The following is a 24,651-nucleotide window of genomic DNA, read 5'->3' as shown; positions in this document are numbered from 1 at the left end:
CGCTGAACGCGCTGCTTTTGCTTTCCGAAAAGGCAGCTTTTGCAAGCTGAAAGGGCTGCTTTTGCTTTCCGAGAGGGCAGCTTTTGCACGATGAAAGGTCGGCGATGCGGCGACCAAACGGATTCCATGCCTTCTGACAGGGCCTTCTACGGCCGTCATGCGGCATTTCTTTTTCGTTTTCTTTGTGGTTTGACCTGTTTGTACTACCTTTGTAAATAGGTTGTGGGGGTGTGAGGTTGTGGGATGAATGGTTGGCAACTGCACTTGCAAAGGCTTGCCGACACCGCCACGCAGCCCACCCGCCGCAGCAAAAGACAAGATTATGGACAACAACAAGCAAGCGACACTCGAACTGGGCACCAAGCCCATAGGCCCGTTGTTGAGGCAATATGCCATGCCGGCCATCATCGCCATGACGGCTTCGTCGCTCTACAACATCATCGACCGGGTGTTCATCGGACAGGTGGTAGGCCCCATGGCCATCTCGGGACTGGCCATCACCTTCCCATTCATGAACCTTTCGGGCGCGTTCGGGGCCGCCGTGGGCATTGGGGCCTCGACGGCCATCTCCGTGAAGCTGGGCCAGAAGGACTACGCCACGGCCGAAAACATTCTGGGCAACACCGTGACGCTCAATCTCATCGTAGGTCTTGCGCTGGGATTCACGTGTCTCGTGTTTCTCGATCCCATCCTCCGGTTCTTCGGCGCCAGCGACCAGACGCTGCCATACGCCCGCGACTTCATGCAAATCATCCTTCTGGGCAACGTCTTCACGCACATGTACTTCGGCATGAACGCCGTGTTGCGCGCGGCCAGCAAGCCCCGCCAGGCCATGTACGCCACCATGTTCACCGTGGCGTGCAACATCCTGCTCGACGTGGTGTTCATCTGGTGGTGGCACTGGGGCATTCGCGGCGCCGCCTTCGCCACCATCATCTCGCAGTTTCTGGCCCTCCTGTGGCAGTTGAAGCTGTTCAACAACCAGCAGGAGCTGCTCCATCTGAAGCGCGGAATCTATCGGTTGAAGGCCAATCTGGTGAAAAACATCGTCGGAATCGGTATCTCTCCCTTCCTCATGAACGTGTGCGCCTGCATCATTGTCATCTTCATGAATAACCAATTCGTGAAGTATGGCGGCGACATGGCGGTGGGAGCCTACGGCATCAGCAACGGCATTGCCACGGTATTCATCATGTTTGTGATGGGTATCAACCAGGGAATGCAGCCCATCGCCGGCTACAACTACGGCGCGCAGCACATCGACCGCATGCTGCAAGTGCTGAAACTCAGCATTGTCTACGCCACCGTCATCATGACGATAGGCTGGCTCGTGGCCATGTTCCTGCCCTACTATTTCGCCCGTATGTTCACCGGCGACGCCGAACTCATCGCCCTTGCCATCCCGGCCATCCGCATCAACATGGTCATGTTCCCCGTAATAGGCGCCCAGATGGTCATCACCAACTTCTTCCAATGTATCGGCAAGGTGAAAATAAGCATATTCCTGAGCCTCTCGCGCCAGCTGTTGTTCCTCCTTCCGCTCCTGGCCATCCTGCCGGAGCTCTGGGGTGTCAACGGCGTATGGTACGCCCTACCCGCCTCCGACCTGACGGCGGCCGTCGTGGCGGCCACCATCATGACGATATACATGAGAAAGTTCAACCAAACATACAACCCTTCGCGCCCATGAACAACGAGACACACATCATCAACATCGGCCGACAGATTGGCAGTGGCGGCCTGCTGATAGCCAAGGAGCTGGCCCGGAATCTGGGCTTTGCTTTCTACGACAAGGAGATTCTGAATCTGGCAGCCAAGGAAAGCGGCTTCTGTGAAAGGTTCTTCGAGCAGAACGACGAGCGGAAAGGATTCCTGCGCTCGCTCTTCCACGTGCATGTGCCGCTCTTGGGAGAGAACAATTTCTACCGAAACGACTTCTCCCAGGAGAGTCTTTACCAGTTTCAGAGCGACGCCATACGCAAGACGGCCGAACGGTCAGACTGCGTTTTCGTGGGCAGAACGGCCGATTACATCCTGCGCGACTACCGGAACGTGGTCAACATCTTCATCACCGCCGACCTGAAGGATAGGCTGCGGCGTGTCGGCGAGCGCCTGCGGTTGAGCGAGGAGGCTGCCCGCAAATTCATAGAAGACAAGGAAGAGAGCCGTGCGGCCTACTACAACTACTACACGGGCAAGAAATGGGGGCACGCATCGAGCTACGACCTCTGCGTCAACTCCAGCCTGTTGGGGCTGGAAGGCACGGTGGCAATGGTCGAAGACTTCGTTCGCCGCCGCTTCCAAACACCCCTCGACAAATGAAGAAGATAGGTATCATCAGCGACACGCACGCCTATTGGGATGACAAATACGTCACCTATCTGGACGGTTGCGACGAGATTTGGCACGCGGGCGACATCGGTTCGGCGGAACTGGCCGACCGGTTCGAGGTCATGCGGCCCACGTTCCGCGCCGTCTATGGCAACTGCGACGGCTACGACCTGCGCGCACGCTATCCCGAAGTGCTGCGATTCAAGTGTGAGGACGTGGACGTGATGATGAAACACATCGGCGGCTATCCGGGCAAGTACGACCGCTCCGTCATCAACAGGCTGTTCGCCTCGCCGCCCGACCTGTTCGTTTCGGGGCATTCGCACATCCTCAAGATCATGCCCGACAAGCGGTTGAACCTGCTGCACATCAACCCGGGAGCGGCGGGACTGCAAGGCTGGCACCGGGAGCGCACCCTCGTGAGGCTCACCATCGACGGCAGCAAGTTCGCCGACTGCGAAGTCATCACCCTGGGGAGCCGGAATTAAACTGAATCTTTCACCATTATAAACTTCAAACCCACATTATTATATATGAAGACCTATTTGGTAACGGGTGCCGCCGGTTTCATCGGCGCCAATTTCATCAAGTATCTGTTGCACGGAAAGTATCGGAATGAGGACATCCGGGTGGTTGTTCTCGACGCGCTGACCTACGCCGGCAACTTGGGAACCATCAAGGAGGACATCGACGGCGAGCGTTGCGTCTTCGTGAAAGGCGACATCCGCGACCGGAAGCTGGTCGACAGCCTCTTTGCCAAGCACGACATAGACTATGTTGTCAACTTTGCGGCCGAGAGCCATGTAGACCGCAGCATTGAAGACCCGCAGCTTTTCCTGAGTGTCAACATCCTGGGCACGCAGAATTTGCTCGACGCGGCCCGCCAGGCGTGGGTCACCGGCAAGGACGCACAGGGCTATCCCGTCTGGAAAGCGGGCAAACGCTACCACCAGGTGTCCACTGACGAAGTCTACGGCAGCCTGGGGGCGGAGGGGTTCTTCACCGAACGGACACCGCTGTGCCCGCACAGTCCCTACAGTGCCAGCAAGACGAGCGCCGACCTCTTTGTCATGGCCTATCACGACACCTACCACATGCCCGTCACCATCACCCGTTGCTCCAACAACTACGGGCCTTACCACTTCCCCGAGAAGCTCATTCCGCTCATCATCAACAACATCCTGGAGGGCAAACCGCTGCCCGTCTACGGACAGGGACTCAACGTGCGCGACTGGCTCTACGTGGAAGACCACTGCAAGGCCATAGACCTGGTGGTGCGCGAGGGCCGCGAGGGCGAGGTATATAATGTGGGAGGACACAACGAAATGACCAACATCGACATCGTGAAGCTCACCATCAAGACCGTCCACGACATGATGCAGGCCGACAAGAGCTTGCGACGCGTCCTGAAAAAACAGGTGAAGGACGCCAACGGAGACATCGACATCAGTTGGATCAACGACGACCTCATCACCTATGTGGCCGACCGGCTGGGCCACGACATGCGCTATGCCATCGACCCCACGAAGATAAAGGACGAACTGGGCTGGGCTCCTGAAACGAGGTTTGCCGACGGTATCGTGAAGACCATCAAGTGGAATCTCGACCACCAGGACTGGATCAGAGAGGTGACGAGTGGCGAATATCAGAAATATTACGCCCAGATGTATGGCAACAGATAACGAACAGCAGGACTACAAACAAGGAAAAATGAAGAAAATCATGTTACTGGGCTCGGGGGAACTGGGCAAGGAGTTTACGATAGCCGCCAAACGGGCCGGTCTCTACGTGGTGGCGTGCGACAAATACGACAACGCGCCGGCCATGCAGGTGGCCGACGAGCATGAGATTTTCAGCATGCTCGACGGCGACGCGCTCACGGCTGCGGTCAGGAAGCACCGCCCCGATATCATCGTTCCCGAGATAGAGGCCATCCGTACCGAGCGTTTGTTCGACTTCGAGCTGCAAGGTATCCAGGTGGTTCCTTCGGCACGGGCCGTCAACTACACCATGAATCGCCGCGCCATCCGTGATTTGGCCTCGCGGGAACTGGGCTTGCGCACCGCCAAATACTACTACGCGAAGACCTTCGACGAGTTCAAGACGGCGGCAGACGCCATCGGTTTCCCCTGTGTGGTGAAGCCCCTGATGAGTTCGAGCGGCCACGGACAGAGCTACGTACACAACGACGACGAACTGGAGGCGGCCTTCCACGAGGCCATGGAGGAAGGCCGCGGCGACGTGAAGGAAGTGATTATCGAGGAGTTCATCGACTTTGATTCCGAATTTACGCTGCTCACGGTCACCCAGAAGGATGGCCCGACGCTCTTCTGCCCACCCATCGGCCACATACAGAAGGGCGGCGACTACCGCGAAAGCTGGCAACCGTATCGCATTTCGGACGACGCGTTGAAACAAGCGCAGCACATGGCCGCCGAAGTAACGAAGGCATTGACGGGCTACGGCTTATGGGGTGTGGAGTTCTTCATGACCAAACAGGGGGAAGTCATCTTCTCCGAACTCAGTCCAAGGCCCCACGACACGGGCATGGTGACACTCGGTCACACCACCAACCTGAGCGAGTTCGAACTTCATCTGCGTGCCGCCATGGGCTGGCCCATCCCCGCCATCCACCTGGAGCACTGTGGTTGCAGCGCCGTGGTGCTGGCCAAGGAGGAAGCCGACCATGAACCGGACTACCGACTCACAGAGGCTCTGAAGGAAGACCGCACCCGCGTGCGCGTATTCGGCAAGCCCGTACAGCACGTGGGCCGCCGCATGGGCGTGGTGTTGTGCTACGGCGAGGTGGGCGACGACATCGACCTGCTGCGCGACAAAGCCAAGCGCGTGGCCGAAACCATCATTCCCGATTAATCAAAATCGCATTTTCAACTCATGACAAGCCCATTGGGAGAAATCATCACGTTGCCCCGGATCACCGACCCGCGGGGCAATCTGACGGTGGCGGAGCAGCTGCGACACATTCCTTTTGAAATCAAGAGAGTGTATTGGACCTACGACGTACCTGCGGGAGAGAGCCGAGGAGGTCACGCCCACAGGCATTGCCGCTCGGTGGTGATAGCCGTGAGCGGCAGCTTCGACGTCGTTCTGGACAACGGCAAGGAGCGTCGGACCTACCACATGAACCATCCCTACCAGGCATTGCTCATCAACACAGGGATATGGCGCACGTTGGAAGACTTCTCCAGCGGCGCCGTCTGCCTGTCGCTGGCCTCCGACGAGTTTGAGGAGGAAGACTACATACGGGATTATGAAGCGTTTCTGACTTACCTGAAATGTTCGAAATAAGGAAATATACAGCCGAGTTGCGGGACGACTGGAACCTTTTCGTGGCCCGGTCGAAGAACGGTACGTTCCTCTTCGACCGCAACTACATGGAATACCACCGACAGCGGTTCGCCGACTTCTCTCTTCTCTTCTACCTCAAGGGCCGCCCTTGCGCGCTCCTGCCCGCCAATCGGGAAGGCAACACCTTGCTGTCACACGCGGGATTGACCTACGGCGGACTCGTCATGGACGCCCAGGCCACGGCCGCCAACACCGTCAGGCTCTTTGAAGAACTGAACGCCTGGCTGCGGGCGCAAGGTTTTGAGAAGGTGGTCTACAAGTGCATACCCTGGATTTATCACCGAATGGCGGCCGAAGAAGACCTCTATGCCATCTTCAGAACCTGTCGGGCACGCCTCGCCGCCCGCGACTTCGGCTCGGTCATCACCCATGGAAGTGAACAGCGGTGGCAGCGCATACGCCGCAGAGCGGTCGGTCGGGCCGATGAACAGGGCGTTGTCGTGCGGCAAACGAACGACTTCGCGGGCTTTTGGGACATTCTGACGGAGAATCTCCGCGGCAAGTATGGCGTGCTGCCGGTGCATGATTTGGCCGAAATCAACCTGCTCCACAGCCGATTCCCCGACCATATCAAACTCTATACGGCCACGGCCGACGACAAATTGCTGGGCGGCGTGGTGCTCTATCTCACACCGCAGGTGGCACACGCGCAGTACAGTTCGGCCAACGAAAAGGGCAAACAATGGGGTGCCATCGACAAAATATACAGTCAAATCATCCCCGAGCAACTTGCCGAATGCCGCTATTTCGACTTCGGTCGCTCCACGGAGAACCGGGGATTGTACTTGAACGAGAAGCTCATCTTCCAGAAAGAAGGCTACGGCGCACGTGGTTTATGCTGGGATTGGTACGAATGGAACTTATGAAAATAGACTATCTTGCACTGAAGAAAATCACCGAACTGCACCTGGAAGAGATTCAGGAAGCAGCCAATCGGGTCATCGCCGGCGGACGGTATCTGCAAGGTGAGGCCACAAAAGCCTTCGAGACGGCCTATGCCGGCTACATCGGCACCCGCCATTGCATCGGTTGCGGCAACGGACTCGACGCGTTGACGCTCATCTTCCGGGCCTACAAGGAGATGGGACGGCTGAAGGAAGGCGACGAAGTGATTGTGCCGGCCAACACCTACATAGCTTCCATCCTCGCCATCACCGAGAACGGGCTGAAGCCCGTGCTGGTGGAACCGTATTATTCCTCACTCCAACTGGACGACTATCTCATGAATCGGGCCGTCACAAGCAAGACCCGGGCCGTCCTGCTGGTGCATCTCTACGGACGATGTGCCATGAACAAAGCCATCGCCGAGGCCTGCCGGCGCCATCATCTGCTGCTGATTGAAGACAACGCGCAGGCCGCCGGCTGCACCTACGACCAACGGAAGACCGGTCATCTGGGCCATGCGGCCGGCCACAGCTTCTATCCGACGAAGAACTTGGGGGCCTTGGGCGACGCGGGAGCCGTGACCACGGACGACGACGAGTTGGGCGCAACAGTCCGCTCGCTGGGCAATTACGGTTCGGAACGCAAACATTTCCATGCGCGCAAGGGCCGCAACAGCCGCATCGACGAGCTTCAAGCCGCCGTGCTGGGCGTGAAATTGAAATATCTTGACCAAGAGAACCAACGCCGAAAAGCCATTGCCGACTACATCGTCGCCAACCTCAACAATCCCGCCATCTCACTTTCATTCGACCCGATAGCCGACAATGTGCATCACATCTTCCCCGTCTTCTGCGACCGCCGCGACGCCCTGCAACAGCACTTGCACGACAACGGCGTCGGAACGGCCCTCCACTACCCCGTCGCGCCCCATCGCCAACGCTGCTACAAAGGCTGGAACAAGCTGCCCTTCCCCATCACCGAGAAACTGGCACGCACCGAACTCAGCATTCCCTGCAACCCGACGCTGACCGACAATGAGGTGGAATACATCGTCGAAGCCCTCAACCGCTTTTAGATAAACAGCTTATATTTCATTGAAAACAGAAAAAAGAACCTGTAGGCACCCCTATGACGATTAGGAAGCGGATACATGGAAACATTACCAGCTATCGATGAGTTCTCGCCCTCAAATATAATACGATAAAGCTACGCCAAAATATATGATGCTTAATATCCTCCATGAGAGAGATTTTAAAACGCTATTTGTTGAGAAATATAAGCAGCTTTATTATTTCGCATTCGATTATCTAAAGGATGGGGACGAATGCAGAGATATTGTAAGCGAAGTGTTTGCTGCAGTATGGAACAGGCACTCGAAAATAGATAGGAAGAAGATTGATTCTTATTTATATTCGAGCGTGAGAAACAAGTGTATTGACCATCTGAGACAAAAGGACCATATCCGTAAAATGTCAAAGGAATATCCTTTGCTCTTCTGTGAAATAGATGACGAAGACTGGCAAGAGAAAGAACAGCGGATTCAACTCATACAGACAGAAATTAAGAAAATGTCAAGTCGAACGCGCTACGTATTGTATGAAAAATATTTTAACGACCGGTCATACAAAGAAATAGCCGCTCTTCTGGGAATCTCTGTAGATGGTGTGAGTAAAATACTGACAAGGGCTTTCGCACGATTGAGAAAAGTATGCAATGCTAAAAACACTAAAAAATAATACCTGAAAACCAAAAAGTCTGTTATATATAAAGGAATAAAGATATGGTAGAGCCTACTGAAGATATGGATAAGACGGAGCGTACTGAACAAATAGGTCAGGAAATACTGGAGCTTCGAAGTGCAGTGCTACGTGAATACGCGCCAATGCCTGATGTTGCATCTGAGTGGGAACGCCTTTGTCAGGATATAGAAATTGATACGGGTGCAAACCAGAAGATGTTTCGGAATACGATCGTGTGGCGCTCTCTTTTGGGAATAGCAGCCTCTGCGGCAGTCTTGCTGGCATTTTTCTTTCTGACACATGCACCCAAACAAACAACTCCGGTCGTATTTAGCGCAACTCCGACGGCAAAGGATGTGATATTGGATGTAGGTAATGGCGATAAAAGAATCATCAAGAATCCTGTCGTGTCGTTCCGGCAATCCGCAACCGAGAGCTCTGCCCAAATGTTGACATTGATTACCCCACGAGGGAAAGATAGCCAAGCTATTCTTCCGGATGGAACGAAAGTGTGGATGAACGCAGACAGTAAGCTCATTTTTCCAAAGACATTCCCGAAAAACAAACGAATCGTGACATTACAAGGTGAAGCCTATTTTGAAATCGCTAAAGAACGCCGACGCCAGTTTGAAGTGAGAACCAACTTTTTTACGACAATCGTACATGGTACAACGTTCAATCTGCGTGCTTACTCTGCTGAAAATGCGAACTTAGTACTGATTGACGGGAGTGTAACAATAGATGTCGGGAAAGAGTCTCGAACTATCAAACCTGGTGAAATGGCACGCTGGAAGCGCAATGGAAGTTTAACAGTAACAGAAGTTGACACTTATTCATACATCCAAAGATGCAATGGCTTCTTTTATTTCGACAACCAGTCTCTATTTGAGATTATGCAAGAATTAGGTAGATGGTACAATGTCAATATCATGTTTGATGACCCAGAGGAAATGAAAATACGCCTGCACTTTGTTGCAAAACGGAAAGACAGTTTGAAAGAAGTTATTAAAAATATGAATGAGTTGGGGGTGGTACATATCGAACAGGAACATGGAACTGTAGTCATCAGATAGAGAAATAATCGAAAATACTGATTTTATTCTTTATATTGTACCTGTTTTCTTTTTTCTCAGTATTACTTATATAATATGTTCCCGATGGAACTGCCTTTTACAAATATCAACCATGCAAAATGTATAAGTTATGAGAAAGACCCAATTCCTCATGGTTATCTTGAGTTTACTCCTATCTCTAGTAGCCATGAAAACAAATGCACAAGGAAAGAAAATCTCACTGACACTTAACAAAATTCCCCTTCCTGCGGCTTTACGCCAGGTTGAAGTGCAATCGGAGTACTACAAGATTAATTATTCCTATGATGAAGTGAGTAAGTATATTATTACGACAACTATCAAAGGAACAACTGCTCCTGATGCCGTCAAGGCTATTCTCAATGGACTGCCTTTCATTTTTTCTGTGAACAACGAATTTATCCAGATTCGTAAGACCAATCAAACGCCTTCATCCAAACAGCTCAACACCGTCAGCGGAAAAGTTCTTGACGCCGACGGAGAACCGCTCGTCGGCGTCACAGTGATGGTTGTAGGCTCCTCGAACGCCACTGTTACCGATGCTAATGGCAATTACATGCTGTCAGGAGTGGCACCTGACCAAACGTTATCGTTCTCGTATATCGGAAAGAAAACGCTTGAACGCAAAGCGCCCTCATCAAAGAATATCATTATTCTTCATGATGAATTAAACACGTTTAGTGACGTTATCGTAACCGGTTATCAGACAATTTCACGCGAGCGGGCTACAGGTGCCTTTGGGACAATGACTTCCCAGCAACTAGACTCAAAACTTAACGCCAATTTAAAGAATATCATAGAGGGACAAATAGCAGGTGTGGTGCTTGACAAAAACGGTAATATTTCAATTCGAGGCATTTCCACCCTTATTGCCGAATCCAATCCGCTGATTGTTGTCGACGGCTATCCGACCGAACTTTTGTTAAACGATCTCAACCCTGATAATATTGAGAACATCACCGTGCTAAAAGATGGTGTTGCGGCTTCCATCTATGGTTCGCGCGCTGCCAACGGTGTTATTGTTGTCACAACCAAATTGGACAAGCGCGGGAAGGCTATGCTCAACTACAAAGGATCATTCCGCTTTGAGACCAAACCCAATCTAGACTATCTACAGCAGGTGTCTACTTCTGATTTCATAGACGCCGAATTGGCACTTTATGACCTTTTACCAACGAGTACGACATATTCTCTCGCGAACAAATCGGTTTACCAGAGTCCAGTCATCAAAATGCTCACGATGCGGAGAGCAGGACTGATGAATGATGAAGAGTTCAACAGACAAATCAACGAACTGCGCCAGATCAATGGACTGAAGGATGTTGAAAAAAATATGTTCCGTACTGCTTTTACACAGACACATAATCTCCGACTCAGTGGTGGAAATGAAATAAACCGCTATAATCTGGCTTTGAATTACATGAACAACCGTTCTTCATTTATCAATACACATGACAATCGGATACTGATTAATCTTAAGAATGAGTGGAATCCATACAAATTCCTAAAAATCGGATTTACTACAGGTATCAATTATTCACGTTCTCGGTCACCGATAGCAAACTGGGATCTTGTTACCGGAATGACCCAATTCTTCCGCCCTTATGAGAGAGTGGTAGACGAGAACGGCAATTTGACCAAACTCCACTCTACGAGCTATGCTGTAGATGAACTGTACAAGAAATATAGCGGATTAAAGAATACCGATTACAACCCCATTCAGGAAGCCTACGACAGTTACAATACAACCCAAAAATTTACTATGCAGTTCAGTAGTTTTCTGAAGTTTAACATTGCAAGCGGACTTTCGGCTGAAGTCGGAGGAAACTGGTCTCGCTGCAATATTATCGAAAAGAGCATCTATGAAGAGGACTGCTACATGATGCGGTTATCCTATAACAACAGTACATCCATTAATACGCCATCCCATCATTATGTGCCCAATGGTGACATGATTAATGAAACGCGCTATACGAATGAGAACTGGACACTTCGCACACAAATCAACTATACACACGATTTTGGCAAACATCATGTCAATGCGCTGGCCGGCAATGAAATCAGAAGAATCACCAGTGACAATAACCAGTACGAAACGCGACTGGGATACAATCAAATAGCCGGTACGTATACACCTATCAATATTAAAGATTTCAAGGGCAACAGTTACACGCAGGATATGATTTATCCCGTGATACCAATAGCTTATTATGTGAATTATGGTTCTTATGGGTATGCAGACCGTCGTTTCGTATCCTGGTATTTCAATGGTTCGTACGAATATGATAACCGTTATCTGGTCAGTGGAAGTGTCCGTGAAGACCTTACTAACTTTTTCGGGACTGACCCCAAATATCGGCATAAACCTATTTGGTCTGTCGGAGGCACATGGAAGATTAAGAACGAGGCTTTCTTTAATATCCCTTGGATTAACAGAATGAATCTCCGCGCTTCTTATGGAATCAATGGAAACATTTCATTAACAGAAGGCCCAGACTTGATTTTATCTACAGGAAACTATAGCAGTGATACAGAAGGTATATCATATGGTATTGCGTCGTTTCCTAACAATCAGCTCCGGTGGGAGAAAACGGCAACGACGAATGTAGGATTCGACTTGGATTTACTTGATAATCGATTAGGAATTACTTTCGACTATTATCTGAAAAAAAGTACGGACTTGCTAGCTAACGATGCAACCGACCCTACTACCGGCGCTTTGAAGATGAACAAGAACGTCGGTGCCATTGATAATAACGGTTACGAACTATCCATCCACGGAACACCCATCAGTAATAAATACTTGAAATGGAATGTGGTTTACAATATCTCATTTAATCACAGCAAAGTAAAAAAATATAATGTCTCCCGACTTTATCCTACTGCTTGGGCCTGGACGAATCCTATTCATGCCGAGGGATATCCCATGTACAGCCTGTTCGGGTATCAGTTTGCCGGATTGAACAATAAGGGAGAATCAATGGTTTACGCACCAGACGGATCCAAAAAATTGGCTTCAGCGGTGACTGTTGATGATATCCATTACCTCGGAACGACGGTTCCAAAGGCAGAGATGTCTCTTACAAATAACTTTGCATATCGCAATTTCAACCTTTCTTTCATGTTCATTGGCAAGTTTGGACACAAATATCGCAAAGACGTATTTCATGGCGCAAACTATCTGAATAGACATTTCCCAGAGAGATGGCAAAAACCGGGAGATGAGAATCATACTATCTATCCGGTACTGAAGAGCTGGAGCATGGATACTTTTTATTTCCCGTTCTGTGATGTGAATATTGGGAATGCAAGTTATGTGAAGCTTAGAGACATCACATTGACATATAACTTTCCTTCTGATCTTATTTACCACATAGGAATATCAGATGCGCGCATATATCTGCAGGCACGCAATCTGTTTAGAATTACTGCTTCTGATTGCGACATCGATCCTGAAACCTATGAAAACAATATGACCGGTAGAATGGGAGCTTCTTCCAATGCCGGCTATACGGTGCTTCCGATGAATCCAGAGTTTTATATTGGTCTTTCCTTTAGTTTCTAAAATCTTACTGATATGAAAAGAATATGCAATTTAATCATTGTAGCATTAAGTGGGATTCTCATGTCCGCTTGTAGCGACTATTTAGATGTCAAACCTGTAGGTAAGATGATACCGACAGAGATATCACAATTTGAGAATCTGCTGAACAATGAACTCACCCTACAATATTTCATGTATGACAATAATAATGGTTGTTTTTATGCGGCTATGGGTGACAATCTCGAAATCAGCGAAAATCAGCTTAATTACCAGTACACAGCCACATTCCCTAATTTAGACATCCTTGCCGCATATATCTTTTATTCGCCAATTATGCGTCTGACGGTGACTCCTTTCACATGGACCTATAGCTATCGAGCTATCGGATATTTCAATAATGTCATAGATGGAATTTCCAAGATTGACAAAGAGTCGGAATATGCCAGAGGTGTTATCGCCGAGGCTAAAGCTGGCAGAGCATGGCTGTACATGAATCTTGCTCTCACTTATGGTCCCATGTATGATCCAAATGGAACGAATGCCACGAAAGTGATACCATGTCGGACCTCAGGCGATCCAACCACTCCTAATGGAGATTTATCGACAACCGAAGAAATCTTTAAACAAGTGAAAGAGGATTTGGATTACGCATGTGAGAATTGTCCGTTAAATGTCGGCAATCCAAGCCGCATCAATCGAACATGTGCCTATGGTTTACGTGCCGAATACTACATGTACATGAGAGATTGGCAAAATATGCAAGCTGACTGTCAAAAAGCTTGGGAACTAGCCTTAAATGATCGGAAAAACGTGGAGAACATGTTATATAACTTCCATGATTTTCATTATGAGGCGACAACACCCGTCAGCGTAGACCCTGGCGTGTCGCCAGAGACTGCAATGAGTTTTCGGGGACCTGACAACGACTTTGCCAAGACACGCAATAAGGAAAATCTGCTTTTCAGATATGCTCCTTACAGCTATTCTTCGAGCAGATTTTATCCTTCGGCTGATTGGCAAGCATTATTCGACAAAGCCCACGACTTAAGATGGAAATTGTTTGCCCTCAACTATCCTGGCTATTCAACAACTGTCGGAACCGTAAAGCATGATGATGGTGTTCGGCTTGTCTATTTTCGTGACAAGAACCTCAATACAACCGAAGCCCTCACTTATCCATTACTTATTTTGATGAAAGCTGAAGCTGAAGCACGCAACGGAAACCTTAAAACAGCTCTTGCCGATTTGAATTTGTTGCGTAAATATAGATATGACTTTGGAACAGGGGGGATAAGCGATTTACCAAATGGAGCTGCACTTAATCAAGACCAGTTGCTTTATGAAATCCTTGCAGAGCGTCGTCGCGAACAACCAATGGCCACATTCCAGCGCACATTAGACCTCAAGCGCTATGCCTTTGATAACGGTAAACCTTGGAGCAAAGCGACCATCGTGCATCGATGTGGCACCAAAACCTATAGCAAACCTATCTCGGATCCGTATTTTCAATCACTCCCTATTGACAATGCTATCTTGAAATACAATCCGCAATGGGGCATTTCTGAGAATACGGAAATATTTGATCCGATATCGGCAAAATAAAAAACAAAAGATGATAAATAATAATTATATTTTATGGAAACGATAAAAATAAAGATGGCTTGGCTATTGACAGCTTTCATGTGGTTAAGCACAATTTCAATCAATGCAAAAACATCAGACATCCGTATCAAAATCGCGCTATCCGACATCACAGATACAATCATGGTCTATCCCATGAACAATATCGACAAGCGATGGGGAGTACCTCTCAAAACACTACCCGTCAAGGGGGTGGCTATTATAAATATGCCGCTAAGTGAAGTGACAAATCTCTTCATCTATGGGAACCGCAAGTCCGAAGATGCCCAAACCAGCACTATGCCATTGAATATTCGTGTTGTCGGAATGCCGGGAGAAGAACTTGAAATCAGTGGAATATCCACAGATTATCGCATATCGGGCTCTTCGTTTTACAAGATATATGGAGAGGCTGTCGCCCAAACTCTTTTCCGGAAGGACTATCAACAGATGGTCAAAAATTATCAAACGATGCATAAGCAAGGTGTCAGTCAAGATTCCCTTAAGTCGTATGTTGAGGTTACACAAAAAGCTATGACACAAAAGAAGAATACAGCTATCATGAACTATATCCGGACACATCCGACCAGCGAGGCTGCAATCCTTCTTCTAAACGAACTTGATATTGAAACTTTCTTTAAAATCGACCCACTAATCGCTCAAACTGTAAAAGAAGGCCGCTTGAAAGGGATTTATATGTCAGTCAAAGAATCGTATGAAAAGAGAAAACAAAAAGAGGAAGTTGCCAAAAGACTCACCAAAGGCGTACCTGCCCCAGATTTTACTCTTGACGATCTCAATGGGCAACCTTTCTCTCTTAACTCCTTAAGGGGCAAATATGTCATTCTTGACTTTTGGGGAAGCTGGTGCGGATGGTGTATCAAGGGATTTCCCGACATGAAGACGTGCTACAACAAGCATAAAGATAAGATGGAAATTGTTGGTATCGACTGCCATGATACCGAAAAACAATGGAAAGAAGCTGTCAGCAAACACGCCCTGCCTTGGCTGCAAGTCCGCAATACGGATCAGACAGCAGTGGATGTCAAATACGCCATATCAGGCTATCCCACCAAAGTAATCATCGATTCGGAGGGAAAAATCGACCGTATCATCGTTGGTGAAGATCCAAAGTTTTACGAGTATATAGACCAACTGATGTCACACTGACCGATATTTGAAAAATCACTTAAAAGTAAAACCCCAAAAGCTTTTGTCTAACTTTTGGGGTTTACTTTGTTTCTCCAAGAAATTCTGCCTGAGCCACGGCTTAAACCATTCTCTTTTCAGTATTTAATTTCTTGCAATCTCTTGTTCAGAGTACTAAATAATGTGGAGCTGGTGGGATTCGAACCCACGTCCGCACAAGGAAACCATATGCTTTCTACATGCTTATTCCGGCCTTCATTGTCGAGCTTCAGCAAGACCCAGACCACCAACTGAAGCCTTATCCTCTAAACTTTCACGAGAGCAGCGAGGCATACTCACGCTATTTCCGATTTACCTGCACCGCTGAATCCTCAGATTCGGAACAACATCCTTGGAGCGATGTCTCGTCGCATCACCTGGTGACGCGATAAAGCCAGTAATCTACTATGCTTCGATTAGGCAGCGAGAGCGTAATTGTTTTCGCCAATTAATCTTTTGTTCACTTCGTTTAAGGAGATAGCCAACGAGGCTCCGCATGCTTACATACCATTTCATCTCGCCGTCAAATCCATGTCAACCCCAAGTGAAGATGGCCGCAGGCCGTCATGCCGACGCCTGCCTTCCCGTCATCCCCAAGCAGAGATGACGCCGCAAATGTACGGTTTCTTTTTGTCTTGCCCAAACATTTTCGCCATTATTTGTCCGTTCGCTTCCAAAAGTTGGCCAATGGCGTTGCAAAAGCACAGCTTCCAGCTTGCAAAAGCAGCCCTTTGAGCCGGTGACCGCTATGCTTTTACAAGGCAAAAGGGCAGCGACGGCAAGCCACCATGGGCATTTGTCGGTGAGACAATGGGCCTAAAGCACCATTTGAGCTTTCATTTGGTGCTTTTTCTTTTATTCCCTTGCAAATCTCAATACGAAGAACTATATTTGCAGTATCAACAGGTAGAATGATATATGATTAGCTTCAAGGAAAAAACAAGAGACGAACTCATTGCTGGTTTCAGGCGTGCAATAGAGCGAAAGAAAAGATTTGAGGAACAAGCTCAAAGGGAGTTTGCCGATATGCGTAAGCGTGGAGCGGAACTGAAAAGCGCATTATGAATCCCCTTGATATTTCCGCAATCAATCTCAATGCGCCATATTCTGTTTGGAATGTGGCTGATTATTATTATTTTCGCACGAAGTATGGAGCCATTTACAAGATTGGTTTCATGGATGACGACACCATTTGGGAGACAGACGCTTACCAATTGATTATCGCAAATGAGAATCACACCCCTTCTCCCAATGATTCCAAGTTGCGAGAAACCATTTTCTGCATTATAGAAGATTTCTTCAAGGCAAATCCGGAGATACTTCTGTATTTATGTGAAACAGGAGATGGGAAACAAGCGTCACGCAATAGGCTGTTTGTCAGGTGGTTTAGAGAATACGCCAACAGACATCTTTACTATTTTGACACAGTGCAAATGGAAGCAGACGGTATCGAAAACTTTGCGGCCATTATCGTACAGCTGACAAATCCCAAGCTTCATGAGATTGTGGAAGTGTTCAACCAAGTGGTGAACACCCTCAAAGACAAACCAGAATAGGGCTATAGATAGAATGCTTCTGACCTTTTCTGCTATTTATAAAAGTAGCCTTCCCGAATGAACAAGCTGTTGCTTTCTTTTGTTTTCAGCCTTTCCGTCCTCATGGTTTCGGCCCAAGGAGAGCATTCCCACCTGTCGGCATTCCCCGGCGGCAAGTGCTTTCTGTACAGAGTCGTGCTGCGCGACAAGGCCGAAACAGGCTTTTCGACAGACCATCCCGAGGCCTTTCTGTCGCCGCGCGCGCTGGAACGGCGTCGGCGCCAACGCATCGCCGTCGACTCCACCGACCTCCCCGTTTCCCAAAAGTATATCGACGCCGTGGCCACCAAGGGCGTTTCGGTGGTCGGAAAGAGCAAATGGAACAACTCGTTGCTCGTCAGATGCGACAGACCGGCACTGATGGCGCGGGTGGAGAAGCTGCCGTTCGTCACCGAGGTGAAGCTCGTCTTCTCCTCGCCCAAGCAGTATGAATCGTCCGTCAGAGCCTCTTTCCGCAAGGAATTTCAGGCTTGGGACACCCTTCAACACCATCCTTACGGCATTACGCGCGACCAGATAGGCAGCTTGAACGGCATTCGGCTGCACGACGCGGGCTATCGTGGCCGGGGCATGGTTATCGCCGTGCTCGACGCCGGCTTCATGAATGTGGACAGGATACCGGCCTTCCACGGGCTGAAGCTCGTCGGACTGCACGACTTCGTGGTGCCCCGGTCGACCAACATCTTTCAGGAGATGGAGCACGGCACCAAGGTGCTGTCGGTGATGGCCGTCGACCAGCCCGACGTTTACGTGGGATCGGCCCCCCAGGCCTCCTACATGCTGCTGCGCTGTGAGGCCCAGCAGACCGAAAGTCTGTCGGAAGAAGACTTCTGGAGCGAAGCGGTTGAGTTTGCCGACTCGGCCGGTGTGGACGTCATCAATTCGTCATTGGGCTATCATGCCTATGACGACGCGGCGACAAGTTACCGCTATGCCGACCTCACGGGGCACAAGGCACTCATCTCCCGCATGGCTTCGCTGCTGGCCGGCAAAGGAATCGTGCTGGTGAACAGTGCCGGCAACGACGGCATGGGTACCTGGAAGAAGATCAACGTGCCTGCCGATGCCGACGACATACTGACCGTTGGGGCCGTCAGTCCCAACGGATTGAACGCAGCTTTCAGTTCGGTGGGCCCCACGGCCGACGGCCGCGTGAAGCCCGACGTGGTGGCCTATGGCAGTCCCACAGCCATCGTTTCGGGACGGGGAACCATCGTCAACGATATAGGAACGTCGTTTTCGGCCCCGCTCATCGCGGGACTGGCAGCCTGTCTGTGGCAGGCATTACCCGAAAAGACGGCCCGCGAAATCATCGAACTGGTGCGGCGGAGCGGCAACAACGCGGCCCATCCCGACAATGTGTTCGGTTATGGCCTGCCAGACTTCTGGAAGGCTTATTCATTGGGCAAGAAACAAAACAACTGACATGAAGCAAAGTCTGACGCTCTATGAGCTGAACAGCCTGGTGAGACAGTCGATTGCGCTGACCATGCCCGACGCGTATTGGGTGGAAGCCGAACTGTCGGAGCTGCGCGAGGTGCGCGGCCACTGCTATATGGAACTCGTCGAGAAGGACGAATACGGCAACACGCCCGTCGCCAAGGCCTCGGCCAAGTGTTGGAAGAACACGTGGATGTTCGTGAGGCAGCACTTCGAGCGCGTCACCGGCCGGCCGATGCGGCCCGGGATGAAGGTGTTGCTGAAGGTGACGGCCGATTTTCACGAGGCTTACGGCTTCTCGTGGATCGTGAACGACATCAACCCCGAGTTCACCATGGGCGACATGGCCCGCCGCCGGCAGGAAATCATCCGCCAACTCAAAGCCGAAGGCGTGTTCGAGTTACAGAAAGAACTCTCGTTGCCGATGTTTGCGCAGCGCGTGGCCGTCATTTCGAGTGCCAACGCGGCCGGTTATGGCGACTTCTGCCACCAGCTGTCCGCCAACGAAGACGGCTTGTGGTTCGCTCCTTCCTTGTTTCCTGCCACGATGCAGGGCGAGGCCGTCAGTGCCAGCGTCATCCGCGCGCTGAATGAAATCAACCTCCGTGCGGACGAGTTCGACGTCGTGGTCATCATCCGGGGGGGCGGCGCGACGAGCGATTTGAGTGGTTTCGATACGCTGGAACTGGCCGAGAACGTGGCCAACTTCCCACTTCCTGTCATCACGGGCATAGGGCATGAGCGCGACCAGAGCGTTCTCGACCTGGTGGCGTTCCGCAGCGTGAAGACGCCGACGGCCGCCGCGGCCTTGCTCGTCGACCATCTGTCGGCTGTCTATGGGCGGGTGACGGAGGCACAGGAGCGACTTGTCGCGGCCGTCGACCGCCGCATGGAGGTGGAGCGCTTGCGACTGCAGCGGCTGGGAGAGAAGTTGCCCATCGTCTTCTCACTGTTTCGGGAACGCCAGGAAGCCAAGTTGCACAGGCTGTTCCAGGCCATGACCACGGCCGTGGGCACCCGATTGGCACAGGACGGACACCGGCTTGAACTGCTGGAGAGGCGGTTGCGCCCGGCTGCGGCGCGTCGGTTGGAGCGTGAGGAATATCGGCTGCGGCTGCTGCAACAGCGGGCCGTGGCCCTCGACCCCGCCCTTTTGCTCAAGCGCGGCTACAGCATTACGACCTGCAAGGGCAGCGTGGTGAGAGACGCCGGGCAGCTGAGCAAGGGCGACGAAATCGTGACGAGACTGGAAAAAGGTAGTGTGAAATCAATCATCAAATAAGGAATATGGCAAAGGAAGAAATCAAATACGAAGACGCCGTGAGGGAGTTGGAGCGCATTGTGGAGCAAATGGAGAACAACGAGCTTGACATCGACGTCATGGGCGACCGGCTCAAGAAGGCGCAGAAGCTGCTCAAGCTGTGTCGGGACAGGCTGACCAAGGCCGACCAGGAGGTCAAGAAGATTCTCGACGGCAACCGGACGTGAGCCGAAAGCACGGCGGAAGCCCTGCATTGAAACGAATTAGCTGTGCAAAAGGTTGCGAATGACCTTTATTATTCGTACTTTTGCGTGGAGTAAACGTAGAACTAATAAACTGTAGTGTTATGAAAAATCTGGATTGGGCTAGTCTGTCATTCGGTTATATGTCGACCGATTACAATGTTCGCTGCTATTACAAGGACGGCAAGTGGGGCGAAATCGAAGTATGTTCCGACGAGTATCTGAAGTTGCACATGGCCGCGACCTGTCTGCATTACGGCCAGGAGGCTTTCGAAGGGCTGAAAGCATATCGCTGTCCCGACGGCAAGGTGCGCATATTCCGTGTCGATGAGAACGCGGCCCGCCTGCAAAGCACCTGCCGCGGTATCGTCATGCCCGAGGTGCCGACCGACCTTTTCACCGAAATGGTCAAGAAAGTGGTGCGGCTCAACCAAGAGTATGTGCCCACTTACGAGAGCGGCGCCACGCTCTATATACGCCCGCTGCTCATCGGAACGAGCGCGCAAGTGGGTGTTCATCCCGCCAAGGAATATTGCTTCCTCATCTTCGTCACGCCCGTAGGCCCCTATTTCAAGGGTGGTTTTGCCTGCAACAAGTACGCCATCATCCGCGATTACGACCGTGCCGCACCGCTTGGAACCGGCACTTACAAGGTGGGTGGCAACTACGCGGCCTCCATGAAGCCCCACACCGTTGTGGCCGAGAAGGGCTACAGCAGTGAGTTCTACCTGGACTCGAAGGAAAAGAAGTACGTGGATGAGTGCGGAGCAGCCAACTTCTTCGGTATCAAGAACAATACATACGTGACCCCGAAGAGCACTTCCATCCTGCCTTCCATCACCAACAAGAGCCTGATGCAGATAGCGGAAGACCTCGGACTGAAGGTGGAACGCCGTCCGATACCCGAAGAGGAGCTTGGAACATTCGAGGAAGCGGGGGCCTGCGGCACGGCTGCCGTCATCTCGCCCATCTCCCAGCTGGACGACCTCGACACGGGAAAGGTGTATCATTTCGGCGAAAAGCCCGGCCCGTGGTCGACCAAACTCTACGAGACGCTGCGTGGAATACAGTATGGCACCATCGAAGACAAGCACGGCTGGACTACCGTCGTGATAGAATAGACTTGTAATCAACATCCATTTACAGCCCGTCGGTAAGCTATCGGCGGGCTTTATTTGTGCCTTTCCAATTTTATCGCTACCTTTGTAGCCTAAAATCAAAGCGTTATATGGGAAAAGGAAAGCTGGCAAAGTTTGCCGAAATGGAGACTTTCGAGAATGTGTTTCAATATCCGTTCTCCGTCATCGACAACGTTCCGTTCGACATGAAGGGGCACTGGCACGAGCAATATTTCGGGAACAACCATCCCATCGTGCTGGAACTGGGGTGCGGCAAGGGCGAATATACGGTGGAACTGGCCAGACTCTATCCCGAGATGAACTTCATCGGCGTGGACATCAAGGGCGCCCGCATGTGGACGGGGGCCAAGAAGGCGCTGGAGGAAGGACAGCAGAACGTGGCTTTCCTGCGCACGAGCATTGAGATCATAGACCGCTTCTTCGACACCGACGAGGTGCAGGAACTGTGGCTCACCTTCTCCGATCCGCAGATGAAGAACGCCCACAAGCGGCTCACGTCCACCTTTTTCATGAACCGTTATCGCAAGTTCTTGGTGGACGGCGGCATTGTCCACGTGAAGACGGACTCCAACTTCCTCTTCACCTACACGCGGTTGATGACCGACTTGAACCGTCTGCCGGTGCTCTTCCGCACGGAAGACCTTTACCACACCGAGGGAATTGACGCCGAAACGCGCAAGATACTGTCCATCCAGACCTATTATGAGCGCATGTGGATAGAGCGGGGACTGAACATCAAGTATCAAAAGTTCCGCCTGCCGCGCGCCGGTGAGTTGCAGGAACCCGACGTGGAGATTCCGGTTGACGACTACCGCAGCTATCATCGGCCCAAGCGAAGCAGCCGGGACACGGCGAAGTAGCCGCCGGTGACTGGGGCTTGATTTGGAAAATGCCCTTTGAGACATCTATATACATTATTTATAATCATCAGAAAATATGAAGACATTATATCCAAAACTGATAACCGACGCCTTGGCGACGGTGGTCTATCCCGGAACGAAGAAGAATCTGATCGAGAGCGACATGCTGGCCGACACGCCGAGCATTGACGGCATGAAGGTGAGGATTGTCTTGCTGTTTCCGCGCGAGACCGACCCGTTCCTCAAGTCGACCGTCAAGGCGGCCGAAGCGGCCATCCACTATCATGTGGACAAGGACATAGAGGTGGAGATAGAACTGGAATACAAGTCGAAGCCGCGCCCGGAAGTGGGTAAACTGCTGCCCGACGTGAAGAACATCATTGCGGTGAGTTCGGGCAAGGGGGGCGTCGGCAAGAGTACGGTGTCGGCCAACCTGGCCATTGCGCTGGCGAAGTTGGGCTACAAAGTGGGCCTGCTCGACACGGACATCTTCGGCCCGTCCATGCCGAAGATGTTCGGTGTGGAGGACGAGCGGCCCTACGGCATAGAGAAAGACGGCCGACAACTCATCGAGCCGATAGAGAAATATGGCGTGAAGCTGCTGAGTATCGGTTTCTTCGTCAATCCCGACACGGCGACTTTGTGGCGTGGTGGCATGGCAACGTCGGCCCTGAAGCAGCTGATAGCCGACGCCGACTGGGGCGAACTGGACTATTTCATCCTCGACACGCCGCCGGGAACGAGCGACATCCACCTTACGTTGTTGCAGACGCTGGCCATCACGGGTGCCGTCATCGTGAGCACGCCGCAGAAGGTGGCCTTGGCCGACGCCCGCAAGGGTATCGACATGTATCAGAATGACAAGGTGGACGTGCCCATCCTGGGGTTGGTAGAGAACATGGCCTACTTTACGCCGGCCGAATTGCCCGAAAACAAGTATTATATCTTTGGTCGAGACGGAGGTAAAAAACTGGCAGAAGAGCTGAATGTGCCGCTGTTGGCGCAGATTCCGATTGTGCAGAGCATCTGCGAAAGCGGTGATAGTGGTGAGCCGGCAGCTACGAAGGTAGATACCGTTACCGGTCAGGCGTTCTTGAGTCTGGCGCAGTCGGTAGTGACATTTGTTAACCGCCGTAATAAAGAAAAGGCCCCGACGAAGATAGTCGACGTGACTATCAAGTAGTCATTTCTATTGACTCGGTCCATTTGCAAGATTCTAAAACGTTCGTAAGTCGTGACTGAAACGTAGAATTAATGGAAAAGCGCTTGTCAATTGTGGATGGGATTTGATTTTTTCGATGATAGTCTACAATTTAATGTCGTTGTTCCGTCTATTTATTCTGCAATAAAAAACGCAAAAAAACACTATCTACGCTGCGTTATAGAACCATTGTCATTGGTGTATATTTTGAAAGGACCGACAATATGTTCAAACTTTAAATAGCACTTACTACAAATAAAAAACGGAAGCACATGCGCTTCCGTTTTCCTTGAAAAAATGTTTTACTGACAATTACTTGCCAAGTTTCTCTTCTACTTGTTCTTTGGAGATTTTCTTAGTGCAGAAGAACCAGTCGTAGCAGTGCATATCCTTGTCTTCGCCTGCCATACGTGATTTGGCGACACCGCACGAACCTGCTGGCGGAACGATGACTTCATCACCCGGGCGCCAGTCGGCAGGAAGTGCCACCCCAAAGTTATCAACAGTCTGAAGCCCGATAAGCACACGCTTGATTTCATCGAAGTTACGTCCGAGAGAGAGCGGATAGTACATGATGGTGCGGATCTTGTTGCTGGGATCGATGAAGAACACCGCACGCACGGCTGCAGTGCTGGCTTCGCCCGGCTGAATCATACCATACAGGTTGGCCACATCCATGGTGATGTCGACAATCAACGGAAATTTCACTTCCAAATTCTTAAAGCCCTTCCACTCAATCTTATCGTGAATGATGCGGAGCCAGGCGATGTGGCTGTGCAGCCCGTCAACAGAAAGACCGACCAGCTGGCAGTTGAGCCTGTCAAACTCCTCTTGCATGGAGGCAAAAGTCATGAACTCCGATGTGCAAACCGGTGTAAAGTCTGCAGGGTGGCTGAACAAGATTTTCCATTTCCCACTGAAGTCATTGGGAAAATTGATCTCACCTTGTGTTGTAGTTGCCTGAAATTCAGGTGCTAAATCGCCGATTCTCGGCATTGCATTTACTTGATTTTCCATTGTTCTAATTTTTTATGGATGAAACATTTTACTTATTGATTTTTTACGATACAAAGATACATGATTAATCGCTATAGATTACATTGATATTTTCTATCCTTGTATCAATAGAATCTATAACTATAACCC

Annotated in this window: 22 protein-coding genes, 1 other RNA gene and 1 pseudogene; 22 read left to right on the top strand and 2 right to left on the bottom strand. The window is 50.7% G+C overall.

All coding sequences use genetic code 11. From position 1 onward, the window contains the following. Positions 1 to 322 precede the first annotated feature (322 nt). From K334_RS0107665 to K334_RS13690, 13 genes are all read left to right on the top strand, one after another. Positions 323 to 1,690, top strand: coding sequence for an MATE family efflux transporter (locus tag K334_RS0107665; RefSeq protein WP_025880098.1), 1,368 nt, complete (start codon positions 323 to 325; stop codon positions 1,688 to 1,690). Further along, positions 1,687 to 2,322 carry a cytidylate kinase-like family protein gene (locus K334_RS0107660; protein WP_025880097.1) on the top strand — a complete coding sequence of 212 codons (636 nt, stop codon included), beginning with the start codon at positions 1,687 to 1,689 and terminating at the stop codon, positions 2,320 to 2,322. Before K334_RS0107665 ends, K334_RS0107660 begins: the two co-directional genes overlap by 4 nt. Continuing rightward, positions 2,319 to 2,819, top strand: a complete 501-nt coding sequence (locus tag K334_RS0107655) for a metallophosphoesterase family protein (RefSeq protein ID WP_025880096.1) — start codon at positions 2,319 to 2,321, stop codon at positions 2,817 to 2,819. Before K334_RS0107660 ends, K334_RS0107655 begins: the two co-directional genes overlap by 4 nt. A gap of 45 nt (positions 2,820 to 2,864) precedes the next feature. Next, the gene (gene rfbB / locus K334_RS0107650) at positions 2,865 to 4,013 is read left to right on the top strand and encodes a dTDP-glucose 4,6-dehydratase (RefSeq protein ID WP_025880095.1); all 1,149 of its coding nucleotides are present in this window, start codon (positions 2,865 to 2,867) and stop codon (positions 4,011 to 4,013) included. A 28-nt stretch (positions 4,014 to 4,041) separates the two neighbouring features. Continuing rightward, a complete protein-coding gene (gene purT, locus K334_RS0107645) occupies positions 4,042 to 5,205 on the top strand; it encodes a formate-dependent phosphoribosylglycinamide formyltransferase (protein ID WP_025880093.1) in 1,164 nt (387 codons plus the stop codon). Between the two features lie 21 nt (positions 5,206 to 5,226). Then, complete coding sequence (locus K334_RS0107640; RefSeq protein WP_021590736.1) at positions 5,227 to 5,640, top strand: sugar 3,4-ketoisomerase; 414 nt, start codon at positions 5,227 to 5,229, stop codon at positions 5,638 to 5,640. After that, positions 5,628 to 6,566, top strand: a complete 939-nt coding sequence (locus K334_RS0107635; protein ID WP_025880092.1) for a GNAT family N-acetyltransferase — start codon at positions 5,628 to 5,630, stop codon at positions 6,564 to 6,566. Before K334_RS0107640 ends, K334_RS0107635 begins: the two co-directional genes overlap by 13 nt. Beyond that, complete coding sequence (locus K334_RS0107630; RefSeq protein WP_025880090.1) at positions 6,563 to 7,660, top strand: DegT/DnrJ/EryC1/StrS family aminotransferase; 1,098 nt, start codon at positions 6,563 to 6,565, stop codon at positions 7,658 to 7,660. The genes K334_RS0107635 and K334_RS0107630 overlap by 4 nt, the downstream gene beginning before the upstream one ends. Before the next feature lie 145 nt (positions 7,661 to 7,805). Further along, complete coding sequence (locus tag K334_RS0107625) at positions 7,806 to 8,321, top strand: RNA polymerase sigma factor (RefSeq protein WP_025880087.1); 516 nt, start codon at positions 7,806 to 7,808, stop codon at positions 8,319 to 8,321. Positions 8,322 to 8,365: 44 nt separating this feature from the next. Further along, positions 8,366 to 9,397, top strand: coding sequence for a FecR family protein (locus tag K334_RS14205; protein WP_051218695.1), 1,032 nt, complete (start codon positions 8,366 to 8,368; stop codon positions 9,395 to 9,397). Positions 9,398 to 9,527: 130 nt separating this feature from the next. Next, positions 9,528 to 12,980 carry a SusC/RagA family TonB-linked outer membrane protein gene (locus K334_RS0107615; protein WP_025880083.1) on the top strand — a complete coding sequence of 1,151 codons (3,453 nt, stop codon included), beginning with the start codon at positions 9,528 to 9,530 and terminating at the stop codon, positions 12,978 to 12,980. A gap of 12 nt (positions 12,981 to 12,992) precedes the next feature. Next, complete coding sequence (locus K334_RS0107610; protein WP_027444775.1) at positions 12,993 to 14,561, top strand: RagB/SusD family nutrient uptake outer membrane protein; 1,569 nt, start codon at positions 12,993 to 12,995, stop codon at positions 14,559 to 14,561. Positions 14,562 to 14,594: 33 nt separating this feature from the next. Continuing rightward, the gene (locus K334_RS13690) at positions 14,595 to 15,749 is read left to right on the top strand and encodes a TlpA family protein disulfide reductase (RefSeq protein WP_025880081.1); all 1,155 of its coding nucleotides are present in this window, start codon (positions 14,595 to 14,597) and stop codon (positions 15,747 to 15,749) included. A gap of 160 nt (positions 15,750 to 15,909) precedes the next feature. Here the strand turns inward: K334_RS13690 and ssrA are convergent. Continuing rightward, positions 15,910 to 16,309, bottom strand: a transfer-messenger RNA (tmRNA) gene (gene ssrA / locus K334_RS14450). Positions 16,310 to 16,685: 376 nt separating this feature from the next. Here ssrA and K334_RS13685 point away from each other — a divergent pair. The 9 genes and pseudogenes from K334_RS13685 to K334_RS15490 all read left to right on the top strand — a co-directional run. Then, positions 16,686 to 16,832 (top strand): hypothetical protein, encoded by a 147-nt coding sequence (locus K334_RS13685; protein ID WP_021590703.1) that lies wholly within the window; start codon positions 16,686 to 16,688, stop codon positions 16,830 to 16,832. Further along, positions 16,829 to 17,323: a DUF6169 family protein gene (locus tag K334_RS0107595; RefSeq protein ID WP_025880080.1), complete on the top strand. Its 495-nt coding sequence runs from the start codon at positions 16,829 to 16,831 to the stop codon at positions 17,321 to 17,323. Before K334_RS13685 ends, K334_RS0107595 begins: the two co-directional genes overlap by 4 nt. Positions 17,324 to 17,380: 57 nt before the next feature. Next, positions 17,381 to 18,787 carry a S8 family serine peptidase gene (locus K334_RS0107590; RefSeq protein WP_027444774.1) on the top strand — a complete coding sequence of 469 codons (1,407 nt, stop codon included), beginning with the start codon at positions 17,381 to 17,383 and terminating at the stop codon, positions 18,785 to 18,787. Position 18,788: 1 nt separating this feature from the next. Further along, entirely contained in the window at positions 18,789 to 20,084 is a 1,296-nt protein-coding gene (xseA, locus tag K334_RS0107585; RefSeq protein ID WP_027444773.1) for an exodeoxyribonuclease VII large subunit, read from the top strand. A gap of 5 nt (positions 20,085 to 20,089) precedes the next feature. After that, complete coding sequence (gene xseB, locus K334_RS0107580) at positions 20,090 to 20,290, top strand: exodeoxyribonuclease VII small subunit (protein WP_021590707.1); 201 nt, start codon at positions 20,090 to 20,092, stop codon at positions 20,288 to 20,290. 119 nt (positions 20,291 to 20,409) lie between these two features. Beyond that, positions 20,410 to 21,426 carry a branched-chain amino acid aminotransferase gene (locus tag K334_RS0107575; RefSeq protein ID WP_021590730.1) on the top strand — a complete coding sequence of 339 codons (1,017 nt, stop codon included), beginning with the start codon at positions 20,410 to 20,412 and terminating at the stop codon, positions 21,424 to 21,426. A gap of 107 nt (positions 21,427 to 21,533) precedes the next feature. Further along, entirely contained in the window at positions 21,534 to 22,304 is a 771-nt protein-coding gene (gene trmB / locus K334_RS0107570) for a tRNA (guanosine(46)-N7)-methyltransferase TrmB (protein WP_025880079.1), read from the top strand. 76 nt (positions 22,305 to 22,380) lie between these two features. Further along, positions 22,381 to 23,487 (top strand): Mrp/NBP35 family ATP-binding protein, encoded by a 1,107-nt coding sequence (locus K334_RS0107565; RefSeq protein ID WP_025880078.1) that lies wholly within the window; start codon positions 22,381 to 22,383, stop codon positions 23,485 to 23,487. A 103-nt stretch (positions 23,488 to 23,590) separates the two neighbouring features. After that, a pseudogene (locus K334_RS15490) lies at positions 23,591 to 23,741 on the top strand (IS1380 family transposase); the annotation flags it as partial. 76 nt (positions 23,742 to 23,817) lie between these two features. Here K334_RS15490 and K334_RS0107560 read toward each other — a convergent pair. Then, complete coding sequence (locus K334_RS0107560; RefSeq protein ID WP_027444772.1) at positions 23,818 to 24,522, bottom strand: peroxiredoxin; 705 nt, start codon at positions 24,520 to 24,522, stop codon at positions 23,818 to 23,820. Between the last annotated feature and the right edge of the window lie 129 nt (positions 24,523 to 24,651).

It is taken from the genome of Segatella baroniae DSM 16972 = JCM 13447, assembly GCF_000426585.1.
Lineage (GTDB): Bacteria > Bacteroidota > Bacteroidia > Bacteroidales > Bacteroidaceae > Prevotella > Prevotella baroniae.
Note: the sequence above shows the minus strand (reverse complement) of the source record. Positions and strands in the feature narration are given on the sequence as shown.